The sequence below is a fragment of the Micromonospora sp. NPDC005707 genome (genome assembly GCF_040631005.1).
Taxonomy (GTDB): Bacteria; Actinomycetota; Actinomycetes; order Mycobacteriales; family Micromonosporaceae; genus Micromonospora.
On the sequence record NZ_JBEXYR010000010.1, the window covers coordinates 19,535 to 43,044 of the forward strand.

Annotated in this window: 21 protein-coding genes and 1 pseudogene; 4 read left to right on the forward strand and 18 right to left on the reverse strand. The window is 68.9% G+C overall.

Annotated features, from left to right (window positions below; genetic code table 11):
* Window positions 1–74: 74 nt before the first annotated feature.
* On the reverse strand, window positions 75–746 hold the full coding sequence (locus ABZ452_RS21140) for an MmpS family transport accessory protein (RefSeq protein ID WP_357945440.1): 672 nt from the start codon (window positions 744–746) through the stop codon (window positions 75–77).
* A gap of 763 nt (window positions 747–1,509) precedes the next feature.
* Window positions 1,510–2,226, reverse strand: coding sequence for a YoaK family protein (locus ABZ452_RS21145; protein ID WP_357945443.1), 717 nt, complete (start codon window positions 2,224–2,226; stop codon window positions 1,510–1,512).
* A 70-nt stretch (window positions 2,227–2,296) separates the two neighbouring features.
* Between ABZ452_RS21145 and ABZ452_RS21150 the strand changes: the two genes are divergently transcribed.
* Window positions 2,297–2,977 (forward strand): GntR family transcriptional regulator, encoded by a 681-nt coding sequence (locus ABZ452_RS21150; RefSeq protein WP_357945445.1) that lies wholly within the window; start codon window positions 2,297–2,299, stop codon window positions 2,975–2,977.
* Between the two features lie 4 nt (window positions 2,978–2,981).
* Here the strand turns inward: ABZ452_RS21150 and ABZ452_RS21155 are convergent, their stop codons facing one another.
* The 11 genes from ABZ452_RS21155 to ABZ452_RS21205 form a co-directional block, all read right to left on the reverse strand.
* Entirely contained in the window at window positions 2,982–4,769 is a 1,788-nt protein-coding gene (locus tag ABZ452_RS21155) for a gamma-glutamyltransferase family protein (RefSeq protein WP_357945448.1), read from the reverse strand.
* Window positions 4,766–5,767 (reverse strand): oligopeptide/dipeptide ABC transporter ATP-binding protein, encoded by a 1,002-nt coding sequence (locus ABZ452_RS21160; RefSeq protein WP_357945451.1) that lies wholly within the window; start codon window positions 5,765–5,767, stop codon window positions 4,766–4,768. The genes ABZ452_RS21155 and ABZ452_RS21160 overlap by 4 nt, the downstream gene beginning before the upstream one ends.
* Complete coding sequence (locus tag ABZ452_RS21165) at window positions 5,764–6,828, reverse strand: ABC transporter ATP-binding protein (RefSeq protein WP_357945455.1); 1,065 nt, start codon at window positions 6,826–6,828, stop codon at window positions 5,764–5,766. The genes ABZ452_RS21160 and ABZ452_RS21165 overlap by 4 nt, the downstream gene beginning before the upstream one ends.
* A complete protein-coding gene (locus tag ABZ452_RS21170) occupies window positions 6,825–7,712 on the reverse strand; it encodes an ABC transporter permease (protein WP_357945458.1) in 888 nt (295 codons plus the stop codon). Before ABZ452_RS21170 ends, ABZ452_RS21165 begins: the two co-directional genes overlap by 4 nt.
* A complete protein-coding gene (locus ABZ452_RS21175) occupies window positions 7,709–8,665 on the reverse strand; it encodes an ABC transporter permease (RefSeq protein WP_357945460.1) in 957 nt (318 codons plus the stop codon). The genes ABZ452_RS21170 and ABZ452_RS21175 overlap by 4 nt, the downstream gene beginning before the upstream one ends.
* Before the next feature lie 8 nt (window positions 8,666–8,673).
* Entirely contained in the window at window positions 8,674–10,245 is a 1,572-nt protein-coding gene (locus tag ABZ452_RS21180; RefSeq protein WP_357945462.1) for an ABC transporter substrate-binding protein, read from the reverse strand.
* Between the two features lie 559 nt (window positions 10,246–10,804).
* Window positions 10,805–11,248, reverse strand: a complete 444-nt coding sequence (locus ABZ452_RS21185; RefSeq protein WP_357945464.1) for a hypothetical protein — start codon at window positions 11,246–11,248, stop codon at window positions 10,805–10,807.
* A gap of 617 nt (window positions 11,249–11,865) precedes the next feature.
* Window positions 11,866–12,282, reverse strand: a complete 417-nt coding sequence (locus ABZ452_RS21190) for a YeeE/YedE thiosulfate transporter family protein (protein WP_357945466.1) — start codon at window positions 12,280–12,282, stop codon at window positions 11,866–11,868.
* Window positions 12,282–12,938 carry a YeeE/YedE thiosulfate transporter family protein gene (locus ABZ452_RS21195; RefSeq protein WP_357945468.1) on the reverse strand — a complete coding sequence of 219 codons (657 nt, stop codon included), beginning with the start codon at window positions 12,936–12,938 and terminating at the stop codon, window positions 12,282–12,284. The genes ABZ452_RS21190 and ABZ452_RS21195 overlap by 1 nt, the downstream gene beginning before the upstream one ends.
* 846 nt (window positions 12,939–13,784) lie before the next feature.
* Window positions 13,785–14,318 carry a hypothetical protein gene (locus ABZ452_RS21200; protein WP_357945471.1) on the reverse strand — a complete coding sequence of 178 codons (534 nt, stop codon included), beginning with the start codon at window positions 14,316–14,318 and terminating at the stop codon, window positions 13,785–13,787.
* A gap of 772 nt (window positions 14,319–15,090) precedes the next feature.
* Complete coding sequence (locus ABZ452_RS21205) at window positions 15,091–15,906, reverse strand: mechanosensitive ion channel domain-containing protein (protein WP_357945473.1); 816 nt, start codon at window positions 15,904–15,906, stop codon at window positions 15,091–15,093.
* Between the two features lie 908 nt (window positions 15,907–16,814).
* Here ABZ452_RS21205 and ABZ452_RS21210 point away from each other — a divergent pair.
* Both ABZ452_RS21210 and ABZ452_RS21215 read left to right on the forward strand, forming a co-directional pair.
* On the forward strand, window positions 16,815–18,017 hold the full coding sequence (locus tag ABZ452_RS21210; RefSeq protein ID WP_357945476.1) for a low temperature requirement protein A: 1,203 nt from the start codon (window positions 16,815–16,817) through the stop codon (window positions 18,015–18,017).
* A gap of 85 nt (window positions 18,018–18,102) precedes the next feature.
* Complete coding sequence (locus tag ABZ452_RS21215) at window positions 18,103–18,639, forward strand: helix-turn-helix domain-containing protein (protein WP_357945480.1); 537 nt, start codon at window positions 18,103–18,105, stop codon at window positions 18,637–18,639.
* Here ABZ452_RS21215 and ABZ452_RS21220 read toward each other — a convergent pair.
* Complete coding sequence (locus ABZ452_RS21220) at window positions 18,529–18,960, reverse strand: DUF2267 domain-containing protein (RefSeq protein ID WP_357945843.1); 432 nt, start codon at window positions 18,958–18,960, stop codon at window positions 18,529–18,531. The genes ABZ452_RS21215 and ABZ452_RS21220 overlap by 111 nt on opposite strands.
* A 717-nt stretch (window positions 18,961–19,677) precedes the next feature.
* Between ABZ452_RS21220 and ABZ452_RS21225 the strand changes: the two genes are divergently transcribed.
* Window positions 19,678–20,736: a glycoside hydrolase family 18 protein gene (locus ABZ452_RS21225; RefSeq protein WP_357945845.1), complete on the forward strand. Its 1,059-nt coding sequence runs from the start codon at window positions 19,678–19,680 to the stop codon at window positions 20,734–20,736.
* Window positions 20,737–20,819: 83 nt separating this feature from the next.
* On the opposite strand, the pseudogene ABZ452_RS21230 reads toward ABZ452_RS21225, so the two are convergent.
* The 4 genes and pseudogenes from ABZ452_RS21230 to ABZ452_RS21245 all read right to left on the reverse strand — a co-directional run.
* Window positions 20,820–21,046, reverse strand: a pseudogene (locus ABZ452_RS21230) (hypothetical protein); the annotation flags it as partial.
* Between the two features lie 126 nt (window positions 21,047–21,172).
* Window positions 21,173–22,603: a sugar porter family MFS transporter gene (locus ABZ452_RS21235; RefSeq protein WP_357945482.1), complete on the reverse strand. Its 1,431-nt coding sequence runs from the start codon at window positions 22,601–22,603 to the stop codon at window positions 21,173–21,175.
* A 295-nt stretch (window positions 22,604–22,898) separates the two neighbouring features.
* On the reverse strand, window positions 22,899–23,258 hold the full coding sequence (locus ABZ452_RS21240; protein ID WP_357945486.1) for a mechanosensitive ion channel domain-containing protein: 360 nt from the start codon (window positions 23,256–23,258) through the stop codon (window positions 22,899–22,901).
* Window positions 23,195–23,464: a hypothetical protein gene (locus ABZ452_RS21245; protein WP_357945855.1), complete on the reverse strand. Its 270-nt coding sequence runs from the start codon at window positions 23,462–23,464 to the stop codon at window positions 23,195–23,197. Before ABZ452_RS21245 ends, ABZ452_RS21240 begins: the two co-directional genes overlap by 64 nt.
* Window positions 23,465–23,510 lie beyond the last annotated feature (46 nt).

The following is a 23,510-nucleotide window of genomic DNA, read 5'->3' on the forward strand; positions in this document are numbered from 1 at the left end:
CCGGGATGTAGACGACGCACAAGCAGGTCGTCCGACGAGTACCGGTATTCCGCAGGCGTCGGCGGTGGGCTCGCTTACTCCCCGGCAAGAGAGCCGACGCTGCACCGCCAGCCCCCGGGGCCGACCGTTTCGGTCACCCGCCGGCCGTCGACCACCACAGCGCAGGTAATCGTCCGTTCGCCCTCATCGAAGGCCTTGGCGGCCTGCATGTACATCAGACCAGGCTGGTCGGTGTGGATGGTACGGCGCCAGGGCAGAGGCACTGCCTCGAGCTGGATCAGGTAGCCGTCTGCGTCGCGGTACTGGATGTCGGCCGGCCCCTGCCCGGTCACGGCATAGGCGATGGCGAACCGGCCAGGCCCGTTGGAGGGAGTCGACGCAGGCTTCCGGGTCGGGCTGCGATCCGGTGTCGGTTCCGCCACCGGCGTCTCATCGGTGTGAGACTCGGCCGGCCCGTCCGGGGCCTGCGGCTGGCTCGCCGCGTCGTGGCGGTACGGCTGGTCGGGCAGGCTGAGCGTGAGGCTCGTGACGGCGAGTCCGCCGCAGACCAGCAGCACGACCGCCGCGAAGGCGGCGAGAAGCACGGTGGTGCGCCGGTCGTCGCCGAAGCGTGGCGGCCGGGTGGGCGCTTCGACCGGCAGCAGGGCCGGCAGGTCACCGGCCGGAGCGGGTGGCGTCGGCCCGTCCGCGGTGGCCTGGGGCGGGTCCGGGGGTACCCAGGGCGCGTCCGGGTCGATCTGGCTCATGCATGTCTCCTCGTTGAAGTGGCGCCAATGGGAGTTGCTCCCCAACACGTCTCGGGGCGCCGACATGCTCGCGACCCTGTCGGCAACATCGCCGAGTTCGGCCGCCAAGTCGCACTGACCCTCAAGCAGCCCCGTGTGACGAGCCGTGAGACTGAGGTGTGTACAGGCCTACGCCCCTCCATTCTTTGCCAGTCGGGCAGTCGAGCACTGAAACCCAACCACCGTCAGGCGGCGGTCGTCCAAGACCGAACCGACGCGTTGCCGATATGCGCTTGGATATCAGCCCTGCTTGGAGTGACTGGGCCGCTGCACAAGTAGCCTCCTTTTCCATGAAGCGGATCAGGTCTCGGCCTCCGAGCAACTCCCGGTCCTCGCTGAGCTGCCCTGGCTGATCGGCAGCGCGCTCGCCATCGTGGCCTCAGCTGTCGCGTTCACCTACCTCGGTGCCACACAGACCAACCGCCACAAGCCGTGGTGCTCTGCTGGTGCGCATGCTGTTCGCGCCCCGGAACTGACAGCATCGGCGACGCGCGTCCGCTGTCCGACAAGGACCGGGGCGAGATCGAGAACAATGGCCGGCGGACGCTGGACGTCGCTAGCCGCCCGACGGCCACGTTCGGGTCCACCCGCGTCGTCACGCGCGAGGACCATGCCACGATCAGCGGGATGCTCACTACGGCCAGGACGACGTGGAGGCTAGGAAATCGAGGTCGACCTTCAAGGTTGACCTCCACGCCAGCCGGTCCACGAGCCGCTGGCCACGCTATTCCGCGATGCGCGCCGACGCGACGATGACGAGCAGGAGAGGCGCGATCAACAGCACCGGCGACCAAGCGGGCAGGTGCCCGGCCATCAACGCACCGACAACGGCACCGGTGACCAGGGCCGACAGGACGTGGGCCTTGGGCCGCAGGCTGTGCCAGGGGCTTCGGGCAGCGACCCCCGCGATCAGACTCGTGAGCGTGCCGGTCAGGTACGTGGAGGAGAGACCCGGTACGCCGAACCGCTGAATGGCACTGCTCTGGACGCCCAGCGCCGCTGCCGACAGCATCAGGAGCCCGAGATCGACCTGCTCCGAACGACTGGGCAGGTTGACCACCCAGACGACGAGAAAGACGACGAACACCAGGAGTTCCAGGACGAGCGTGTGGGTGACCCGGCGTGGCCAGACAGGGTCGTCCGGCTGCGCCGAGCCGGCGAGGCGGGCGCCGGCGAGGACGCCAGTGATGAAACTGACGATGGCGCAGCCGGAGGTCAGGGCAAGGTCGGCGTCGCCGCTGCCCGCCGAGAGCCCGAGGAGGACCATGTTGCCCGTCATGACGCTCGAGAAGGCTCCGCCGAGGGCCAGGAAGCCGATGGCGTCGGCGCTACCGGTCAGGAAGGTGAGCACGACAACGAGGGCCTGCCGCCGCCGCGCGAGGTTCCGGTTGCCCTTCACTCCGGCGCGAAAGCGCATGACGGTTGGCACTGTTTTCAGCACAGTCGGCTATCCTCCCCAGATTGTTCTTCGTATACGCTTTGCCTGGACGATTCACGGAGAGGGGGTCAGGTTGGCTGATGACCTGCGAGGCAAGCTCGGCGCTCAACACCTGCCGCTACGCGACCAGGTCCTCGCCGCATTGCGGACCGCCATCATCAACGGCGACTACCTTCCCGGCGAGCGGCTGACCGAGGATCGGCTGGCCGAGGACTTCGCCGTCTCTCGCAACCCGGTCCGGGAGGCACTGCGTGTCGCGGAGGCGGAGGGTTTCGTCGTGATCCTGCCCCGCCGCGGGGCGGTGGTCGCCTCCCCGAGCAGTGCGACCATCGCGGACATGTTCGCCGTCCGCCAACGCCTGGAGTCGCTGGCCGCCCGGCTGGCGGCCGAGCGGGCGACAGCGGCGGACGTGGCCGCCCTGCGGAGCCTGCTGGAGCAGGGCCGCGAGGCGACGCAGCAGCAGGACCTCGGCCGGGTCGCCGAGCTGAACAGCGCCCTGCACCTGCGGATCCTCGAGATCAGCGGCAACCCGTGGCTGTTGTCGATCACCAAGGCGCTCTACCTCCATGTGCAGTGGGTCTTCCGGCTGGGCGCCGCGGAACGGGCACCACACTCGTGGGCCGAGCACATCCAACTGGTCGACGCCATCGAGTCGGGTGACGGTGACCGGGCCGAGCAGGCCGCACTGACCCATCTCGATGCCGCTTCCGCTGCCGCGTACGAGAACGCCGAGGCCGGATACGGAGCCCGCTGAGGCGTCACCGGCCGCAGGCGTAGCCCTGCATGCCACGCGGGTTCGCTCCGGCCGCCAGCACGCCGGTGTCCGGATCGCGGGTCACGGCGCAGAGGCGGCCCAGGCTCCACGCGCCGGACAGCCGCACCTCGTGCCCGTACGCGCGCAGTGCCGCCAAGACATCCTCGTCCAGCCGGTCCTCCACCACGAGAACGCCGGGCTCGATGTCGCGCGGGTAGAACGACGCCGGCAGGCTGATGGTGTGCCACATCGGCGCGTCGATGGCTTCCTGCAGGGACCGACCTCCGACGAGATGGCGCAACAGGAACAGCAGCTGCCACTGGTCCTGCTGGTCGCCACCGGGAGTGCCGAACGCCAGGACGGGTTTCCCGTCGCGGTGCACCATCGTCGGGCTCAGTGTCGTGCGCGGCCGGCGTCCCGGTGCCAGCGACGACGCGAGACCTTCCTCCAGCCAGAACATCTGAAGCCGGCTGCCGAGGGGGAAGCCGAGGTCCGGAATGGTGGGAGAGCTCTGCAGCCAGCCGCCGCTCGGCGTGGCGGAGATCATGTTGCCCCAGCGGTCAACCACGTCGACGTGACAGGTGTCGCCCCGGGTCACGCCGTCCGACTGCACCGTCGGCTCCCCCGTTGTGGGGTCCGCCAGGTCGACCCGGCGTCCGGCACTGCGTCGCACGTGAGCCGGGAGGCGTGGCTCGGCGCCTTCGGGGCGGCCCGGTCGCAGCTCCGCTGACGCGCGTTCCCAGATGAGGCCGGCCCTCTCCCGCGCGTACTCGCGGGACAGGAGCGCCTTTGCGGGCACGTGACCGTCGCCGTACCAGGCCTCACGGTCGGCGAAGGCGAGTTTGAGGGCTTCAGCCTGGGCGTGGATTCCGGCCGCGGTCGACGAGTCGTACACCTGAGGATCGTCGAGCGCGTCGAGGACCGCCAGGGTCTGCAACAGCACCGGGCCTTGGCCCCAGAAACCGGTCTTGGCCACGGAATAGCCGTGCCAGTCGAGGGTGACTGGTTCCTCCCAGGTGGCCGAGTAGGCGGCCACGTCTGCGCCGGTGACAAGGCCGGCGTGCGCGCTTCCGCTCGAGTCCTGGAAGGGTTCCCGGCTGAAGCGGTCGATCGCCTCGGCAACGAAACCTTCACCCCAGGCGCGACGTGCGGCCTCGATCTGCGCCTCCCGGTCCGAGCCCGCTGCCCGGCCGGCGTCGACCAGTCGTTGCAGGGTCTGCGCGTACGCCCGGTTGGTGAACAGCTCCCCCGCCGCCGGCGGTCTGCCGTCGCGCAGCCAGAGCTGGGCGGAGGTGGGCCAGTGTTCCTCGAACAGCGACTGCACGGCGGCCACAGTGTCGCCGACCCGACCGACCAGCGGGTGGCCCGCGCCGGCGTAGCCGATCGCCGGCTCCAGCACCTCCTCGAGGGAAAGCGTGCCGTGGTCGCGCAGCAGCAGGAGCCAGGCGTCCACGGCGCCGGGGACGGCCGCGGCGAGCGGGCCGGACCCGGGGATGAGGTCCATCCCGAGGGAGCGGAAGTGCGCGATGGTGGCGCCGGCCGGCGCCGGCCCCTGCCCGCAGAGCACCCTGGGGGTCGGGTCCTGCGCGGTGGCCACGATGGCGGGCACCTCACCGCCGGGCCCGTTCAGGTGTGGTTCGACGACGTGCAGGACGAACCCGGCGGTGACCGCGGCGTCGAAGGCGTTCCCACCGCGCTCGAGGATCCCCATGGCGGACTGGCTCGCGAGCCAGTGCGTCGAGGACACCATCCCGAAGGTTCCCTGCAGGGTCGGCCTGGTGGTAAAGGTCATGACAACACCTCACTCGGGTCGGCGGCCCGGACGTCGGGCCGGGTGCCGTCGGGCTGGACCAGGTGGCAGGCCGCCATGCCGCCGCCGAACTCCACCTGTGCGGGTACCTCCGTGGCGCACAGGTCGAACGCGAGCGGGCATCGGGTGCGGAAGCGGCAGCCGGACGGCGGGTCCAGCGCGGACGGCAGGTCGTCGCCGAGCAGCACCGGTTGACGCTGCCGTTGGCGGACCGGGTCGGCCACCGGCGCGGCCGCCAGCAGCGCCTGCGTGTAGGGGTGGGCCGGGCGCGTGAAGATCCGCTCGCGCGGGCCCTTCTCCACGAGTTGACCGAGGTACATGACGGCGATGTCGTCGGCCAGGTACTCGACCGCGGACAGGTCGTGGGTGATGAAGAGGCAGGCGAACCCGATGTCCCGTTGCAGGTCGGCGAGGAGGTTGAGCACCGATGCCTGCACCGACACGTCGAGTGCGCTCGTGGGCTCGTCGGCGATGAGCAGCTTGGGCTCGGAGATCAGAGCCCGGGCGATGCTGACCCGCTGACGTTGGCCTCCGGAGAGCTCGTGCGGATACCGGCGCGCGACTTCCGTCCGCAGGCCCACCCTGCCGAGCTCCTCGGCGACGCGGGCCTCCCGGTCGCGGCGGGTGATCCGCTCACCGGACAGCCGCAACGGCTCGGCCACGATCTCGCCGACCAGCATGCGCGGGTCCAGCGAGCCGGCGGGGTCCTGGAAGACGATCGACACGTCACTGCGGTGCCGGCGTAGCTGTCGCCGGGTCAGTTGGGTGACATCGGTCCCGGCGATTCGGACCACGCCCGCGGTGGGCTTCTCGAGCCGCACCACGCACCGGCCCACGGTCGATTTTCCCGAGCCGCTCTCCCCCACCAGCGCCGTGACCCGGCCCTTGGGAATCGTGAGGGACACCCCGTCCACGGCCCGTACCGGCCCGAAGTGCATCACCAGGTCCTCGAGTTCGAGGGCGTTTGGTTGCGGCGTCATGCGGTTGTCTCCTGAGGCTGCGTCCGCGGCGCCGGGCAGGGATGCCAACAGGCCGCGAGGTGGTCCGTCACCGGGACCGCGGACCCGGTCCTGACCACCTGCAGGGGCGGGGCGGAGTCGAGGCACTGTTCATCGGCGGCCGGGCAACGGTCGGCGAAGGTGCAGGCGTCGGGCTGGGCGGACAGGACCGGCACGAGACCGGGAATCTCCTGCAGCCGCTCGGTACCGGCATGCTTGCCCGGCGTCGGTGAAGCCGCCAGGAGCCCGGCCGTGTACCGGTGGTACGGATGCGCGAACAGGTCGGTGACCGGTGCCCGCTCCACCACCCGCCCGGCGTACATGACGACGACGCGGTCCGCGATGTCGGCGATCACGCCGAGATCGTGCGTAATGATGAGGATGGTCGTGCCGAGCCGGTCCCGCAGATCCCGGAGCACCTGCAGGATGCCGGCCTGCACCGTGACGTCCAGGGCGGTGGTGGGTTCGTCGGCCACCAGCACCTTCGGGCCGCAGGCCACCGCCATCGCGATCATCACGCGCTGGCGCATACCCCCGGAGAGCTGGTGCGGGTAGTTGTCGATGCGCTTCCCGGCGGACGGGATTCCGACGAGCGTGAGCAGCTCGACGGCGCGGGCCTGGGCGGCCCGCCGGGACATCCGCTCGTGTACCTGCAGGACCTCCCCGATCTGCCGCCCCACGGTGAGCACCGGGTTCAGCGAGGTCATCGGCTCCTGGAAGATGTAGGCGATCTCCTTGCCACGCACGCGGCGCAGCACCGACTCCCGGGCGCCGACCAGCTCGGCGCCCTCCAGCCGGACGGAGCCGGAGACCCGGGCGCTGTCGGGCAGCAGGCCGGCGATGCTCATCGCCGTGACACTCTTACCGCAGCCCGACTCGCCCACCATCCCGACGATCTCTCCGGACGCGAGATCCAGGTTCACCCGGTCCACCGCCGAGACGGTCCCGCCCTCCGTGGTGAACGAGACCGAGAGATCGCGTACTTCCAGGACGGGCGTCCCCACCGCGGCGGAGGATGCGGCCGCCCGTTCGACCGTGGTCATCGCCGGTCTCCCTTCGGGTCGAGGGCGTCCCGAAGGGCGTCGCCGAAGACGTTGAACGCGAGCGCCAGGCCCATGATCACAACACCGGGCAGGACGGCTGCCCAGGGGGCGCGGGCGGCGAACTGCTGGGCGGTGGCCAGCATGGTGCCCAGGCTGGGGGACGGGGGCTGGATGCCGAGGCCCAGGAACGAGAGCACCGCCTCGCCCAGGATCGCGGCCGGGATCGCGACAGTGGCCTGCACCAGGATCACCGACGTCGCGTTGGGCAGGATGTGCCGGGCCAGCACCCACAGGTCGCTCGCCCCGTCCACCACGGCCGCCGCGACGAAGTCCAGGGACTTGAGCCGCAGGGCGTCCGAGCGGACCACCCGGATGACGCCTGGGATCTGGGCGATTCCGATGGCCACGGCCGCGTTGGTGAGGCTCGCGCCCCGGATGGCCGCCAGCCCCACTGCCATGATCAGGAACGGGAACGCGAGCAGCAGGTCGGTGAAGCGCGAGATCACCGCGTCCCAGGACCGGAAGTAGCCCGCGGCCAGTCCGAGCGGCACCCCGATGATCAACGAGGTGGCCACCGCCAGGAGCGCCACCTGCAGGGAGGCCCGCGCCCCCAGCATGATGCGGGACAGGACGTCCCGGCCCAGGTCGTCGGTCCCCAAGAGGTGACCGGGGGTGCCTGGCGGCGAGAACGTGTGGGCGAAATCGGTCTGCTGGACCTCGTGCGGAGCGATCCAGGGCGAGAGCAGGGCGACGACGGCCGCGAGCGCGAGCACGACGAAGCTCACGATGGCGAGCGGGTTCCGGCGCAGTCGCCTGAGGACCCGGGTGCGCCGGCTGATGCCGGCGGGGCCGGCCTCCGCCATCGGTACGGTGAGGACGGTCATGCCGGCTCCCCCGTCACCCGGATACGTGGGTCGATGACCGAGTAGAGCAGGTCCACCAGGAAATTGATCACGATGTACGCCGTCGCGGTGAGCAGGACGACCGCCTGGATCACCGGATAGTCCCGCTGGAACACCGCGTCGATGGTCATCTTGCCGAAGCCCGGCAGCCCGAAGATCTGCTCGGTGACGACCGCTCCGGAGATCAGGCCGCCGAGCTGCAGGCCCACGATCGTCACCACCACGATGAGGCTGTTCCGGAGGGCATGCCGGGTGATCACGGCCCGGGGCCGGAGACCCTTCGCCTTCGCCGTACGGACGTGGTCCGAGGAGAGCGCCTCCAGCATCGCCGAACGCGTCTGCCGCATGATGATGGCGGCGAGGCCGGTGCCGAGAATGACGGCCGGCAGGATGATGTGGTGCAGGTTGCCCGCCGGGTCCTGCAGCAGTGGCACGAATCCGGAGGCCGGGAAGAGCCCCGCTGCCACGGAGAGGTAAAGGATCGCCAGCAGTCCGAGCCAGAAGTGCGGCACCGACAGTCCCACCAGGGCCAGTCCGTTGGCCAGCCACTCGGCGGGACGCCCGCGGCGGACAGCCGCGAGCACCCCGGCCCCGACACCCAGCGCGGTGGCGAGGAGGATCGCCAGGAGGGACAGCTCGACCGTGACGGGCAGCGCGGTCGTGAGCATCGACGAGACCGGTATCCCGGTTCGGATCGAGACCCCGAAGTCGCCCTGCACGACGCGCTCCACGTACTGCGCGAACTGGATGGGAAGCGGCTGGTCGAGCCCGTAGTGGTGCCGGATGGCCTCCAGTGCCTCCGGGGACCGGTCCTCGCCCGCGAGGGCGAGGGCCGGGTCCCCGGGCAGTGCCCGCACTCCGAGGAACACCACGACCGTCGACAACAGCAGCGTCAGCGCTGAGTGCCAGGCGCGTGTGAGTAGATACCGAGCCACGGGGCGACCTACTTGGTGAATCCGGCGAAGGCCGCGCGGATCACGCCGTCGGGGAAGACCTGCAGGCCCTGGATCTTCTTGGAGACGGCGGTCAGGTTGCGCTGCCGGTAGAGGTAGATGAGCGCGTCGTCCTGCTGGAGGATCGTCACCGCCTGCCCGTACAGCTTCTTGCGCTCGTCGAGGTCGTTGGACTGCCGAGCCTGGGTCAGCGCAGCGTCGAGCTGCGGGTTGCTGTAGCCGGAAACGTTCTGGCTGCCGCCGGTGCCGACGAAGTTGGTGATGTTGGCGTCCGGGTCGATCCGCCCGCTCCAGCCCAGCTGCAGCAGCTCGAAGTTGCCGCGGTCCTGCTCGTCGAGGAGAGAGGAGTACTCCACCGGGTTGATCTTGAGGTCGAATCCGCCGTCCTTGACCATGGCCTGCAGCGCCTGCGCGAGGCGCAGCGAGTCGGGCGTGTTCGAGATGAGCATCGCCACCGGGTAGGGCGTCTTAACGCCGGCTTCGGACAGCAACTGCTTGGCCTTGGCGGGATCGTGCTGGGGGCACGCCTGCGCTTCCTCGGACGAGAACGGGCTCGCGGGCGAGATCGGCGAGCAGGCGGGGGCGAAGAGTCCGTTGAAGACGGCCTGGACCAGTGCCTTCCGGTCGAGGGCGTACTCGAAGGCTTGCCGGACCTTGGCGTTCTGCGCGATCGGGCGGTTGATCGGCTTCGGTGTGGTGCCGACGCCGTCGACATTGCCGATGTTGAAGGTCAGACCCTGGTACCCGAGTGACTGGGACTGCAGGACGCTGAGCGAGGAGTCTCCGCGCAACGCGCCGTAGTCCTGCGTGGAGATGCTGTCGGCGACCTGAGCGTCGCCGGAACGCAGGTTGGCGGCCCGAATGCTCGCGTCGCTGAGGATGTGCCACGAGATGGCGTCGAGGTTGACCTTGGTGGCGTCGTAGAAGTTCGGGTCGCGCTCCACGTCGATGGAGTTCTGCGGCACCCGCTTGGCGAACTTGAAGGGCCCGACGCAGACGGGCGCGCTGGCGAAGTTGTCGCCCAGGCTCTGCAGCGCCTTCGGGCTCATGATCATGCCGGCCCGGTCCGCCAATGCCCCGACCAGGGGTGCGAACGGCTGCTTCAGATGGATCACGACCGTGTTGGCATCGGGCGTGTCGACGGTGTCGATCGGACCGAGCTCGCTCTTTCGCGCGGACCGGGCGTTGGTCAGGTGCCGTTGCAGGGTGGCCTTGACCGCTGCGGAGTCGAACTGCGTTCCGTCCGCGAAGCGCGCGCCCTGGCGCAGCGGAATGGTGACCGTCTTGCCGTCACTGCTGGTGGTGGGGAGTTCGGTGGCCAGCTGCGGCACGACCTGCGCCTGCTCGTTCACGTCGTAGAGCTTCTGGCAGATCGCCTGGAAGACGTAGCGCGAGTAGAGGCTGCGCGACAGCGTCGGGTCCAGCGCGTCGGGCTCCGCGGAGAGGGCGATGACGAGCTTGCCGCCCTTCTTCACCGCAGAAGGGTCTGCCGGCGTACCGAAGTTGTCCTGTCCTGCCGCCTGGTCCTCGCCGGACTTGGCGCCGCCCTCGTCGTTCGACACCGGCGAGCACGCTACGACGGTGCAGGCGACGGCGACCGCCGCCACAGCTGCCCGGAACGGACGGAGCCGTTGCCGGCTCGGTTCACTGAGGTTCGTCATTGGGGGCTCCTCGAGTGGGCGATTCGGGGAGCGTATGTTGTATACGAAGGGCTCCGCAAGACCTCAGTGAGCGGCCATCTCCGTCGCACGTTGCGAGCCGATTGGCCGGCCGATCAGGAGCGGAGCCGGCGGCCGGCGCACCGCGAGTGCAGGGCCCACAACTCGAGACGCGAGACGCGAGTCAGCGGCGCAGGGGGTCGTGGTCGGTGCCCAGCCGGTCGAGGGCTTGAAGCCGCCGCGGCAGCACAGCGACGCCGGCGGCTTCGCTGTGCAGTGGGGCGGAAGCGGAACTTAGAGCCGGTGTCCCGCGATCAGCGGGACCAGTGCCGGCACTTGCTGGCACGGCTTTTTAGGCCGCCATGGTGGATCGTTGCTTGACGGCGTTTGACGTGTCTTGTGCCCCTGTGTCCCACAAGACCCCGGCCCGCTCCGGCCACAGCCTGAGGCAGAGGCGGCCCGGCTACCGGCGCTCGCCGGCGTCCGTCTCCTTCCATAGCGCCTCAAGGTCAATCGGCTGGTCGCTGTCCTGCGCGGGTATTGGGGCGGACTCAACAGGAGGGCCAGCAAACCACCGCCGTGACGATCGTGGGACCAGCAGCAACGCGACGATGAGCAGGGCTGTCATCATGTTGGCTGTCCGCAACCACCCGATCTCCGAGTGGTGGACAAGGCCGAGTGCCAGGTTGCCAGCCATCGCCAGGGCGACGACGCCCTGTGCCAACGGGTTACCCCGCCACAGGCCATACAGTAGAGCGGCGGCAACGGCTGCGGCGATCAAGCTAGCCATGACACTGCCGGCGTTGGTCCAAGGACCATAAGCGATGACGGTGACGTAGCCCGCGATCATGAACGCCAGCACCGCCAACACCGGGCGCGGCGGGCGGCGCGTTGTCTGCGGGATCACCGGCGCATCGTACGGTCGCAACCTGACCTCCGCTGTACCCACCCGCAGCCCTGACGGCCATCGCAGCCGGCCGCCGACCAGCCCTCCCGGCCTGCGGATACGGGCTCGTGCCCGCGCTCGCCGGGCTGCTTGTGCTGGTTGCGGCCGCCGGGCTCGCGGGGTTCACAACTGCTATGAGCGTCGGCTCAGCGACACGGCGGTCGCGCGTCAGCCGGTGGAAATCCGGCTGCGGGTCAGTCGATTCTTCTACGACACCGCATGCTCTCCGGTTCGCACGTTCGCTGAGCAGGTCGCGGGGCTCTATGAGCCCGGGGCTTGGTTTCGTTGATCAGATTGCCGCGACCACCGGGTGAGCCTGGCGGATCTGCTCGTCGGGACGTCGTAGACCGGCCAGCCTCCCGGACGGGGACAAGGTGGAGCGCCCTACCGGACGAACGACCTGATCCCCGTCCGCGGAGGGTGGTAGCCCTCGTGGTGCTCGGCGAGGTAATCCGCGAAGTGTGGAAGGTCGAAGATCACGGCCGATAAGGAGCCTGGTGGGGCGGGTCAGCCGCAGGACGTGAGGACCGTTTGTGCCCGCCGGTGACCGCCCGAGGCACGGGCTACCGCCACTTCGGCTACCGCTCACAGGAACCGCTGTCGAGGTGGAAGTACCTCATGTTGGCCCAGCGGCAGAGCCGGATGCCGACGACTATGCCGGCGATCGTGACCAAGGCAGGCAGGTACCCGCTGGCGACTTGCACGATAGGGATCGCCGGGCAGCCACCCGAGATCGCCCAGCCCCCGCCGAACAAGATTGCGCCGGGGATTACGCCGGCGTGGATGCGACCCGGGGTGCGGCGGACGCGCAATACGGCGAATACCAGGACGATGATCGCTACGGCGCCGGCGAAGGCCAGGAACATGCGCAGATCCTGGAAGGTGAACATATGGTTCAGTTCGCCGTAGTCACCGAACCCGATGTTCGCGACGGTATAGCCGAGAGCCAGCCCAGCGATGATGTTGGCGACGACTATTCCGCCCCGGGTACGCATCAGATCACCTTCCACAGCAGGAACGACACCAGGACGCCGGTGGCGAAGAAGACGGCAGTCGCGACGATGCTGACGGGCTGTAGCCGGCCACAGCCATTGAGCCCGTGACCGCTGCTGCACCCTCCGGCGAGACGGGTACCGAAGCCGACGAGTACGCCGCCGACGAACAACGCGCCAATCATTTCGATCGGTTTGTCGGTCACGATCTGGCCGAAGGCGTCGCCCATGTCGAGCCGGAGTTGGAAGCGGCCGGCGGTAACCGCCGCTACCCACCCGCCGACGAAGATTGACAGGAGCAGGGCGACCTGGCTGACCAAGGGGGCCGGGAGCAGGCTCGCCAGTGAGGGGCTCGGCGACGCGGGTGGTCGCACGTCCTGTCGTGGTGCTCGCGCATCGCCGTGCGGGGCGGGATGCGCAGCAGGTGCCGCCGACCCGGCTCCGAACTGGTCGGCGGCGGCCACGGCGAGAGCCTCGGCGAGAACACGTTCGTCGGCGAACTGCTCGTTCACCCGTTCGACCCGGCGTTCGGCGCGCCAGTGCAGCACGCGGTCCCAGGCACCGGACACCCCGAAGGACCGATCGGTTGTGACGGCGTAGGTGATGGTGGTGAGGGCGAGCCCGGCAGCCCCCGCCCACCAGGGCCAGTATCCAGTCATGCGGGACCTGCAATCCAATCTACGACTCGGGTCCTCCACGGGACCTGCCGAGGCGCCGGTGGGGTTCTGGAGGGTGCGGACCCGGCGCGGACGAGCCTGGGTTGAACCCGTGCGCGGGTGCCGGTACCGGGTTGAGCGCCCTGGCCGGCACCGGCGTTCGGCAAGAGCCTGATCGGAACGAGCTGGCCTGTCCTGAACAGCTGGTACCGAGCGCACGCCCGCCCGCACTGGGCACTGTCGCAGTGGTGGTTACGCCAGGCGTTCAAGCTTGCGTTGAGCAGCGGGAAGTGGGGGCAGGCCTGAGCGGGTGAGCAGCCCATGTCACTCCGATCTGGCCAGCGTCACCCGGCGAACGGGTGAGATGGCATGAGTTGGAGGGCAGGTCTCGGTCAGGAAGCATACCTATCGCATGGACAACTGGCGATGAGGTAGCGATTATGTCGCGTTCCAGTTCCTGATCCGCGATCGGGGACATCGACGTTCCGGCGATGCTTCGACCGGGGGTTCGCCGGCGACGGCGTCGACTGGTGAAATCCCTCCCCGAGGCCTCGGGGAAACTGCAACACAGAAGGATCATCCGTGAGATTCAGCACGGGCGCACCCACAGACTCCTGATCGACAACGAGCGTCGCGCCCCGCGCAGTGCTCGACGGATACCCAACGGCGTCGTCAACGAGTACGAGCGGTCGGCATTGTCGGATCGCCGGAACCCGAGTTCACACACCCTGCACGGGGTTCGGCACCGTATGGCCTCACCACGTGAATAAGTCTTCAGCACCCGCATACCGCGGACGAGGACCGCGGGATCCGGCACGCTTACCGGGTAAAGGGTGAGGCCTCGGCCTGTCACTTGAGCAGTGGTACCCATGCGGCGGCGACGGTTCCGTCGCGTCGCGCCTCGGTGAGCCGTTGAGCCGGAAGCGGCTCGGGGTGCTCTGCCTGTTGCGGGGGACCAACTCCGTAGATGACGGCGACGGCACCGAGCGCCCGTGCGGCGGTCGTCCACCTGGACGGTATGTCGGCGATGCCGTAGGCGAATACATGGCCGGTCGGGTCATGCAACGCGAGACCTGTGGCCCCCAGAGCCACGCCCCAGGTGGTGACCCTCGCCGGATGTGTCGCCGAGGGCCAGCGCGGCAGGCCCAACAGGACCGCCGCCTCCACCTGCGCCTCGCACCGCGAGCCAGCGAGGGTTTCGGTCCACGCGGCGCTGGTTGGCTCGAACCAGGCGACGGCGACCACCACCGGTCCGTCGGCGTGAGAAGGTTCCCCTGGCTGCGACACGCGAGCAGGAGCAGACCACGGCTGTTCCTGGCTCGTCACCCAGACGTGCAGCCGTTCACCGCCGCGTCGTTTCGCATCATCGGCGACGGCAAGCACCCATGAATCGCTGACCTTGTCTCGCCCGCCTGAGTGATCCGGATGGTCTACCGGTGGAGTCGGCTCTGTAGCACCTGCGCTTTCCGCAGCCGGCAACCTGTCCGACACCTCTCGCGCTGTTGCTGACGTCCACGGGCGCCGTGCATTCACTGGTTGAGTGGACCTGGGTAATGCCGCAGGTACGGGCCTGAACGCGTCGACTCCATTCGGCAGGAGCGTGATCGGTACGAGCTGGCCCGTCCTGTACAGCTGGTACCGAGCACATGTCCCCCAGCCCTGGGCACTGTCGCAGTAGTGGTTACGCCAGGCGTTCAAGCTTGCGTTGAGCAGCGGGAAGAGGGGGCAGGTCTGAGCGTGTGAGCAGCCCAAGTCACTCCGATCTGGCCAGCGCCACCCGGCGGATGGGTGAGATGGCATGGGTTGGAGGCCAGGCCTGGAAGCATACCTATCGTATGGACGACCAGCGATGAGGAGGCGGTTATGTCGAAGGCCGCCTTCATCAACGGCCTGACCACGCCCTACGGCCTGGTCGCGGTCGGACGGCCGATACCGCGTCCGCGTCGGCCGTCTGGTTCGCCCGCCTGGCGCGGTGGCCGATCCCGCGCCCCGGTCGGCGGTACGCACGAGCGTTCGCGCCGCGCGGCAAGCCAACCCAACGCCGGCGTGCCCTATGCCCCCGGCCACCGGAAGTGATCTTCGGGTACATCAGCAACGCCCCGGCTGCTGTGAGCCCTACAGCCGAGGCGCGGAGGACCGCTGCGAGTAACCCTTGCTACAGGGGCGCGAAACCCCTCGCCATCCGAGGCGCCACCTTATCGAACGTATGCACGATCGCGAGATGCAGGACGTGGCACGGCGGTGTCTGGGGGCGGCGGGCCCGGCGCGACGTGCGGCTGGTTTGCCACCTAGCGGCACTCGAGGCCGGCGCCGACCCGGGACGCCTGTCAGGGCTGGTACTGGCTGCGAGTGCGCGGCAGCCATTGGGGTGCTGGTCGCGCAGGTAGCTGATCAGTCCCTCTCGCAGGTCGCACCGTAGGTCCCAGGCGCTGGCGCCGTCCGCGGCCGAGGCCTGCACCTGGATGACCACGGTCTGCGGGGTGGCGTCGACCATCTGGAGCACCCACCGGTCTCGATCCCACAGGGGTGAGGCCTCGATCAGTCGGCGTGCCTCCCGGCGCATCTCGTTCAGGTCGGCGGTGTGGTCGACATGGATCTGGATCTTGCCGATCACCCGAGACTGGTCCCGGGTCCAGTTCTGGAACGGCCGCTCGGTGAAGTACGTGGTCGGCAGGATGAGTATCCGCTCGTCCCAGAGCCGGATCACCACGTTGGTCAGCTTCACCTCCTCGACCCGGCCCCACTCGCCGTCCACCACCAGCACATCGCCGACGTGCAGCCCGTCGGCGAAGGCGACCTGGATGCCGGCGAACGCGTTGCCGAGCGCGGTGCGCGCGGACAGGCCGAGCACCGCGCCGATCACCCCGGCCGAGGTCAGAATGGTGACGCCGAAGAGGCATACCGGCCGGAAGGTGGTCAGGATCAGGCCTACTGCGAGGATCGTGACAACGGCCACCGTGAGCCGCCGCACCGGACGGGTCTGGGTCCGGGCCCGCCGGACCGACCCTCCGGCTCGTGACCATATCGCCCGGCAGCCGGCTGAACGCGACAGCTTCGGCGACGTGCAATGCCCTGACCACCAGCCACGCACCGACGGCGATCAGGAGCAGCAGGATGGCGTGCCGCAGATGATGCTCCCACCTGGCCGGTCCGGGCGGCAGCGCGTAGTACAGCGCCCCGACCAGCAGGACCGTGGCTGCCGGGCGGCGGCAGGCGTGTCGCAGAGGTTCCAACAACCACTTGTAGCGGCCACGGGCAACCCGGCGTACCAGCACGCCGGAGACCAGGTCCACGACTACGGCGGCCGCCAGCGCCGCCAGCACGATCAACGCGGTACGCATCAGAAGCCGTTCACCGTGATCCCGATGCCGCCTTCCCGGGCTCGCGACCGCGCACCCGCGTTCAGGGTGCCATCAGATCCGGTGGCAAGCGGCGGAATCGAAGATGCCAGACGAGACGGTTGCGGGCGGGTGCCGCCTCCCGAGGCTTCTCGGCCACCCAGCGCTGGCTGGCCGAGAATGCGACGCGGAGCTGGCGGCGTACTTCGCGGGCGAGCCCGCGCCCGCCCAGGCACCGCAGGACGAGCGTTGGCTATTCGCTGACTCGCACTACTGGGGCCGGGCGCTGTCCGGCCTGTGCAGGATGCGGGCAAGGTGAACGGGATCCAGACGCTCGATGGACATCGGCGGTTGGGTCCCGTCCGCCTCGGTAGCAGTCACCGTCGTCCCTTGGTTCGGTCTGGGGCGCCTCGCATGCGGCCGGTGGAGTCGACTTCCAGGCCCGTTCACGTGAACTTCGGTGAGCGTCCGGTACGGGACGGGCCGCGGTCGGAATGATCAGCGGCAGGAACCGTCTTCGCGAGCCGTCCGAGGTGCTGCCATGTCCGACACAGTGACTCCTCCACGGTCTCCCGTCCGGGCCTGGTACCGGCCCATGGTCGCCCGCCCCACCGACGAGCCGTACCGAACCGTGACTCCGCTGGAACTGCTCTTCGACCTGTGCTTCGTGGCCGCGGTGAGGCAGGCCGCCGACCGGCTGCACCACAACCTGGGCGAGGCTGACATCGGTCACGGCATCGGTCTCTACCCGGCGGTGTTCTTCGCGATCTGGTGGGCGTGGATGAACTTCACCACATTCGCCTCCGCGTACGACCCCGAGGACGACGTCTACCGCCTCACCACCCTGGTCCAGATCGCCGGAGCGCTGGTGATCGCCGGTGGCGTACCCCGTGCCTTCGATCACGGCGACTTCTCCGTCATCACATACGGGTACGTGATCATGCGGCTGGCGATGGTCGCGCAATGGTTGCGCGCCGCCCGCAGCGACCCGGAGCGGCGGGCCACCGCACTGCGCTACGCCGCGGGGATCGTGTTGCTGCAAGTGGCCTGGATCGCCCGGCTGGCACTGCCCGACCGGTGGCTCCTGCCCGGCTTCCTGGTAATCGTCCTCGCCGAACTGCTCCTGCCGTTCTGGGCCCGGCGCCCCGCTCCGATCATCTGGCACCCACGGCACATAACCGAGCGGTACGGGCTATTCACCATCATCGTGCTCGGCGAGTCGGTACTCGCGGCCAGCCTCGCCGTCCAAACCGCGTTCGACAGAGGGATCAAGACAAGCACTCTGCTGTCGATCGCCGGTGCCGGCGTCGTGATCGTCTTCGCGATGTGGTGGCTGTACTTCGACCGCCCAGTCCTCCACCTGGCGGCCTCGCCACAGGTCGCGCTGCTCTGGGGGTACGGCCAATACCTAATCTTCGCCTCCGCCGCCGCGCTCGGTGCGGGCATCGCCGTCGACGTGGACTACCAGACCGGCGCTGTGCACCTCGGGCGTGTCGCTGCCGGATACGCGGTGGCCGCGCCGGTCGCCGTCTACCTGCTCGCAGTCTGGACGCTGCACGTCCGCCCCTATCAACAGCTCAAGATGACCGTGCCGTACTTGGCCACGACGGCGCTCCTCCTGCTGACACCGTTCACGCCGGCGCCGTCCCGCCTGACCGCCCTGCTCCTCGCTATCCTCGTCGCCACCACCGTGATCGCGACCCGGCGCGGGCAGGGCACCGGCGGGACCGTGACGGATCACTAGTGTCCCCCGCCTCATTTCGTTTCCTAGATGTAGGCCGCGGTGATGGCGGGTCTTGGACGGCCGAGGGCCGAGTTGGTAATCAGTGATGCGGAGCGGGAGAGACGTTGCAGAGCTGGTCGCGCCGGGCGAAGTTGGCGCAGGCGTGGCCTTGCGGTGTCGGATCGTGAACGCATGCGCCGGCGGTCTGTCGAGTCAGGATGTCGCTGCTCGGTCGGGGGTCAGTCGGCCGACCGTGGGCAAGCGGCGTTCTCGGTTCGTGGCATGCCGCCTTCGCCGCGAACAACAGCCCGCCCAGGAGATCCGGCCCCGAGGAAACAGCGACGAGCACCCTGGACCGACGAACGTGCTTCCGCACAGCGTCGCAAAAGCCGAGATCCTCGACCATCGGGCCGAACCAGCACTCAACCTGGGCCGCCAGGCAAAGAAAGCCATGGAAGTCTTGCTCTCCCGCAAGTCTGACGATCACCCGAGCAGTCTCACGGAAACGGGGCAAACGTTGCCTGACGCGGCACTAGGTGCCGACCCGGCGAGGCTGGAGCCGTCCCGTCCCCGGCCCGGTCAGCTGCCAGAACTCCTGCGGCAACTGGTCGACAAGGTCTCCGTACTCCTTCGCGCTGGCTGACTCACGAAGCGTATCCAGCACAGCCCGCGCTCCGTCGGTGGCCGCCTGGTGATCCACCCTGGCCCGTGACTGCACCCGTTCGAAGAATTCGGCGAGCCCGAACCGTTCCAGATCTTCGGTGGGCCTACGCACCAGGCCTTGTAGCTCCTCAGGGAGCTGGGAGGCGAGGTCCCGCGCCTGACCGCCTGTGATTCGTTCTGCCAACGTCTCGAGCGTAGCGCGGGTGATAGGTTCCGCCTGCCCCGGCGGGACCTTCGGTTTCGCTGCCACGGACTGGATGAACTCGGTGTAGTTCGCCTCGGAACCCCTCTCGAACCGGATTGCGGCGGTACCCGCGCCCGCCGGGGTGAAACGGCGCTGTGCCCGCCCTCAGCCGGGTGGTAGCGGAGAGCGGTGGGTGATCCGGCGGGCCGCCCGCAACTGGTGCAGGCGGTCACCGGCGAGCAGACGTTCGCGCGGCCTCAGCGCGCGGTGCCCGGAGCCCTGGATGCATGAGGCTGCGCGCCGATCCGCCGCGCCGTGGCGCCTCGAAGACGCTCACACTGGGCGGTCCGGCCCGCCTCTCGCCCTTGCCCTCGTCCACACCGCGATCCTCCGCCGGTGATCGTTCCTCCGCCGCGACATCGGGCCTGGGACCGCGAGCGGACCTCACCGAGGCCGCCCGGCTGGTGCCGTTGATCGCGGATGCGTACGACTTGCCGGCTCGGCATGAATTGATCCGGACGATCCTGTGGTGGCAGGCAGATGTTGGGAGGGAATCGCGGCCGCTGCGGACGCCGGCCAGCCGGCAACGGTGCGGCTGAGTGCGCTCGGCGCGTGGACGATGTTCGGGCGGCCCATCGGTGGACAGCCGAGCATCGTCTCTTGCTGGGACAGGCGACGTTGTAGGTCTGGCGCTGACGAGCGGCACAGCAGCGATGCCACTCACCTAAGCGGATGAGGATGTCTCGCCAGCCTCTGACGGGCGAGTGGGTAGCCCGTCGCGCCGTTTTCACCCGAGTCGGCTGTGACGCCGGCTGCTAGCGTGTGCGGGTGATCATGGGGCAGACGGTTCTGGGTGCCTACTTCCCCGGAGTGGACGCACACGAGTACCCGATCGAGCATCTTCCCGCCGACCTGTTGACCCACCTGTTCTACGCATTTGCCACGATCGAGCACGGCCGCCTGACGCTTCCGTCCGCGGCGCCGGCGCAGCTCGCCGTGATCAAGCAGGCGTATCCGCACCTGCGCATTGTGATCTCGATCGGCGGCTGGGGTGCCGGTGGGTTCTCCGATGCCGCGCTGACCCCGCGTACACGCGCCGACCTGGTCGCCGAATGCGTGGAACTCGCCGCCGGCTTCGACGGCGTGGATCTGGATTGGGAGTTTCCCGTATCCGGCGGCCCTGCCGAGATCACCCGACGGCCCGAGGACCGGCGCAACTGCACGCTGCTCGCCCAGGAGCTGCGTGACCGTCTCGGCCCGGACCGCCTGCTGACCGCCGCCCTACCGGCCGGGCGGCTGCAGTCGGCCGGCCCGTACGACCCGGCGGACAGCTTCGAACTCGCGGAACTCGCCGAACTCCTCGACTTCGTCAACCTCATGACCTACGACTTCGGTACGGGCTTCTCCCCGATCGCTACGTTCAACGCGCCGCTGGCGCAAGTCGCCGACGACCCGCTCGAACCCGGCCTGCGGCAGTGGAACAACGTCACCGGCGCGGTCGACTACTACGAGCGCCACGGCGTACCACGCGACAAGCTCGTGCTCGGCGTGCCGTTCTACGGCCGCGGATTCCGTGTCACCTCACCCGGCGAGCAAGCCGGCCTGTTCCAGCCCCAGATCGGTACCGTCGATGTCGGCAACTGGCGCGACATCAGCCGGGACCTGCTGCCCGACCCGGCATGGCAGCGCCACCGCCATCCGGTCGCCCGCACACCCTGGCTCTACCACCCCGCTAGGCAGACGTTCGTGAGCTACGAGGACGCCGACTCCATCCAGGAGCGAGCAGCGTTCGCGGCGAGGCACGGGCTGCGGGGCGCGTTCACATGGCAGATCGCCGGTGACGACAGCGAGCATTCCCTCCTCGCGGCCATGACCCGCCCGTTCCGCCAGTAGCGCTCTGGCCGACATTGAGCAAGGACACCGCGGAGGCCGCAGCAGGCCCGGCATATCGGCGGAGCCAGGATGGCGCGGAACAGGCGGCGGTGGCGGGGTTCGCGGGAGATCAGCTCGATGGTGAGCAGCAGCGCCAAGGGCGGCCACGCGGCGATGATTTGGCTTATCGGGTTCGGCGGGCGTGCAGCACGTTCGCGGCCACTGACGCGACGACGCCGAGGGCGAGGCTGGCCCGTGCCACCCACCGCAGTCGCGGGCTGCGCGGCTGACCGGGACACCGTCGGCGATGGCGATGGCCACCCTTAGCCACAGCACGGGTCCCGACGACCTGTGGGTGGGGACCGAATTTCTCCGGGATCGAGGCGCTGCTCATGCGGGCCGAGCTGGCTCCCGGGCATGTAGTTCCTCTCTCCCCCGAAGAACGACCAGGGATGAACTACATCGTTTCCAGTTCTCGTCCCTTCGTTTCGGGGAGAAAGCGCTGGACGAAGACGAGGGCGAGGGCCGCGAATCCGGTGAATATGCCGTACGTGAGGGGGAGGCTGACGTCGGCGAGGCTCGGGAACGAGATAGTGACTAGCCAGTTGGCGATCCACTGTGTTGTTCCGGCGACCGCGACCGCGGTCACGCGGATCTGGTTGTTGAACATCTCGCCGAGCAGCACCCAGAGCGTCGGCCCCCAGCTTGCCGCGAAAGACAGGACGTAGAGGTTGGCCGCGAGGAGCGCGACGATATCCACGCCGGGCGCAAGTGTGACGTTTTCCCCCGTCCCGGTGGCGCGGCTGAAGCACCAGACGAGGGTAGCCAGAGTCAGCACCATGCCGGCAGAGCCGGCGATCAGCAACGGCTTGCGGCCGACCCGGTCGATGAGGGCGATCGCCACAAAGGTGCCGGTGAGGTTGACCAGGCTGGTGATGACGCTCGTCAGGAGGGCATCGTTCTCGGCGAAGCCGACGGCCCGCCAGAGTGTGGTGGAGTAGTAGAAGATTACATTGATGCCGACCAGTTGTTGCAGGGCTGCGAGAATGATGCCGATCCAGACGATCGGCAGCAGCCCGAAACGTCGGTCCCGAGGAGAGCGGCCACGGAGGTCAGCGAGATCAATGGTCTGCTTGGTGCCGGCGAGCGAACCTTTGATTTCCCCGAGGCGCTCGCCGTCGCCGACATACCGCTGCAGCACCTCACGTGCTTGCTCGTCGCGGTGGCGTCGGACCAGGTAGCGCGGGGACTCGGGGATCCGCAGCGCGAGTAGGCCGTAGAGCGCCGCGGGAAGCGCGGCCGAGGCCAACATCCACCGCCACGCCGTTCCGCCCCACGGCACGTCGTTGCCGGCACCGCCGGCCAAGGTGGCCAAGGCGTAGTCGATCAGCAGGGCGACACAGATCCCAATCACAATGGCCAGTTGTTGCAGGGAGCCCAATCGCCCTCTCTTGCCTGCGGGAGAGATCTCGGCAATGTAGGCGGGGACGACGACGCTGGCAGCGCCGACGGCCACTCCGGCGACGGCCCGCCAGGCGGTCAGGCTGATGGGACCTACGGCGAGTGCCGCGCCGACGGCGCTGACCGCGAACATGAGCGCCGTGATCAGCATGACCCGTACCCGGCCGATCCGATCAGCCAGCGGACCGGCGAACCACGCGCCGATCGCACCGCCGAGCAGCGCTGCAGATACCGCGGTGCCCAGGACCAACGCCGAGAGGTGAAACTCGGCCCGAATCGCATCAACGGCACCATTGATCACCGCGGTGTCGTAGCCGAAGAGGAAACCGCCGATGGCTGCGGCCGCAGCGATCAGAACAACGCCTCCTGGCCTTCTGGCTGGCGGCTGGGAGGCGTCCTTGTCGGGGGTGACACCCGGTGGATCCATGCTGTTCATCGTGCCGCAGCAGGCTGACGTTTGTCCTAATTTCCGGGGCTGTCCGAAAATACCGGCTGCCCCGCCGTCGGGTGCATCGGGACACCCCTCCCGCACCGCCGCCGGTCACCGCTGCCGGGCCCGGCCAGCCATCGCGCCTGGGCGTCGGGTGCTGTTCGCGGCCCATGACCGGCGAGGTCTGTCGTCTGTTCGAGCGATGGACCGGTGGAGTTTCGCGACGCCCCGGGGCGGGTGTCGTGGTCAGCTGGATCGATCTGCAGTCGAGGCTGGCAGCTTCCGACTCGTACTACGCCTTCCGACGACGGCCTGGGGCGTCGCGTCCACCATCTGGAGCACCCACTGGCGCCTGTCCCACAGCGGTGAGGATTCGACGAGCCGCCTCGTCTCGGCACGGAGGTCGTCCAGGTCGGCGGTGTGATCGACGTGGATCCGGATCTGGCCGATCACTCGCGTCTCGTGTCGGGTTTTGGAAGGGGTGTTCGGTGAACCAGGTGCTGGGCAGGATGAGTACCCGGTCGTCCCAGAGCCGGATGACCACGTTGGTCAGCTTCACCTCCTCGACGCGACCCCACTGCCCGTCAATCACGGTGAGGTCCCCACGTGGAGGCCATCGGCGAAGGCGACCTGGATGCCGGCGACCCGCCACGACCAGTCCATGTCCGACGGCTCCTCCCCCGACTGCTGAAGCAGTTGCTCGGGCAGACCTGGAATCGCATCGAGTGGAACGGCGAGGACGCCCTGTGCCCCGCACGGGTGGAGTTCTGCGAGCACTGCCGCGACGACCACGACATCGGCGAACACCTTCGTGCCGTTGCCATGAGGGCCAAGCCTGAGTGCTAGTGCTGTGGCCACGAACGTTCACGGTCTTGGGTGACACGCCGCCCAACTAGGCTGCACT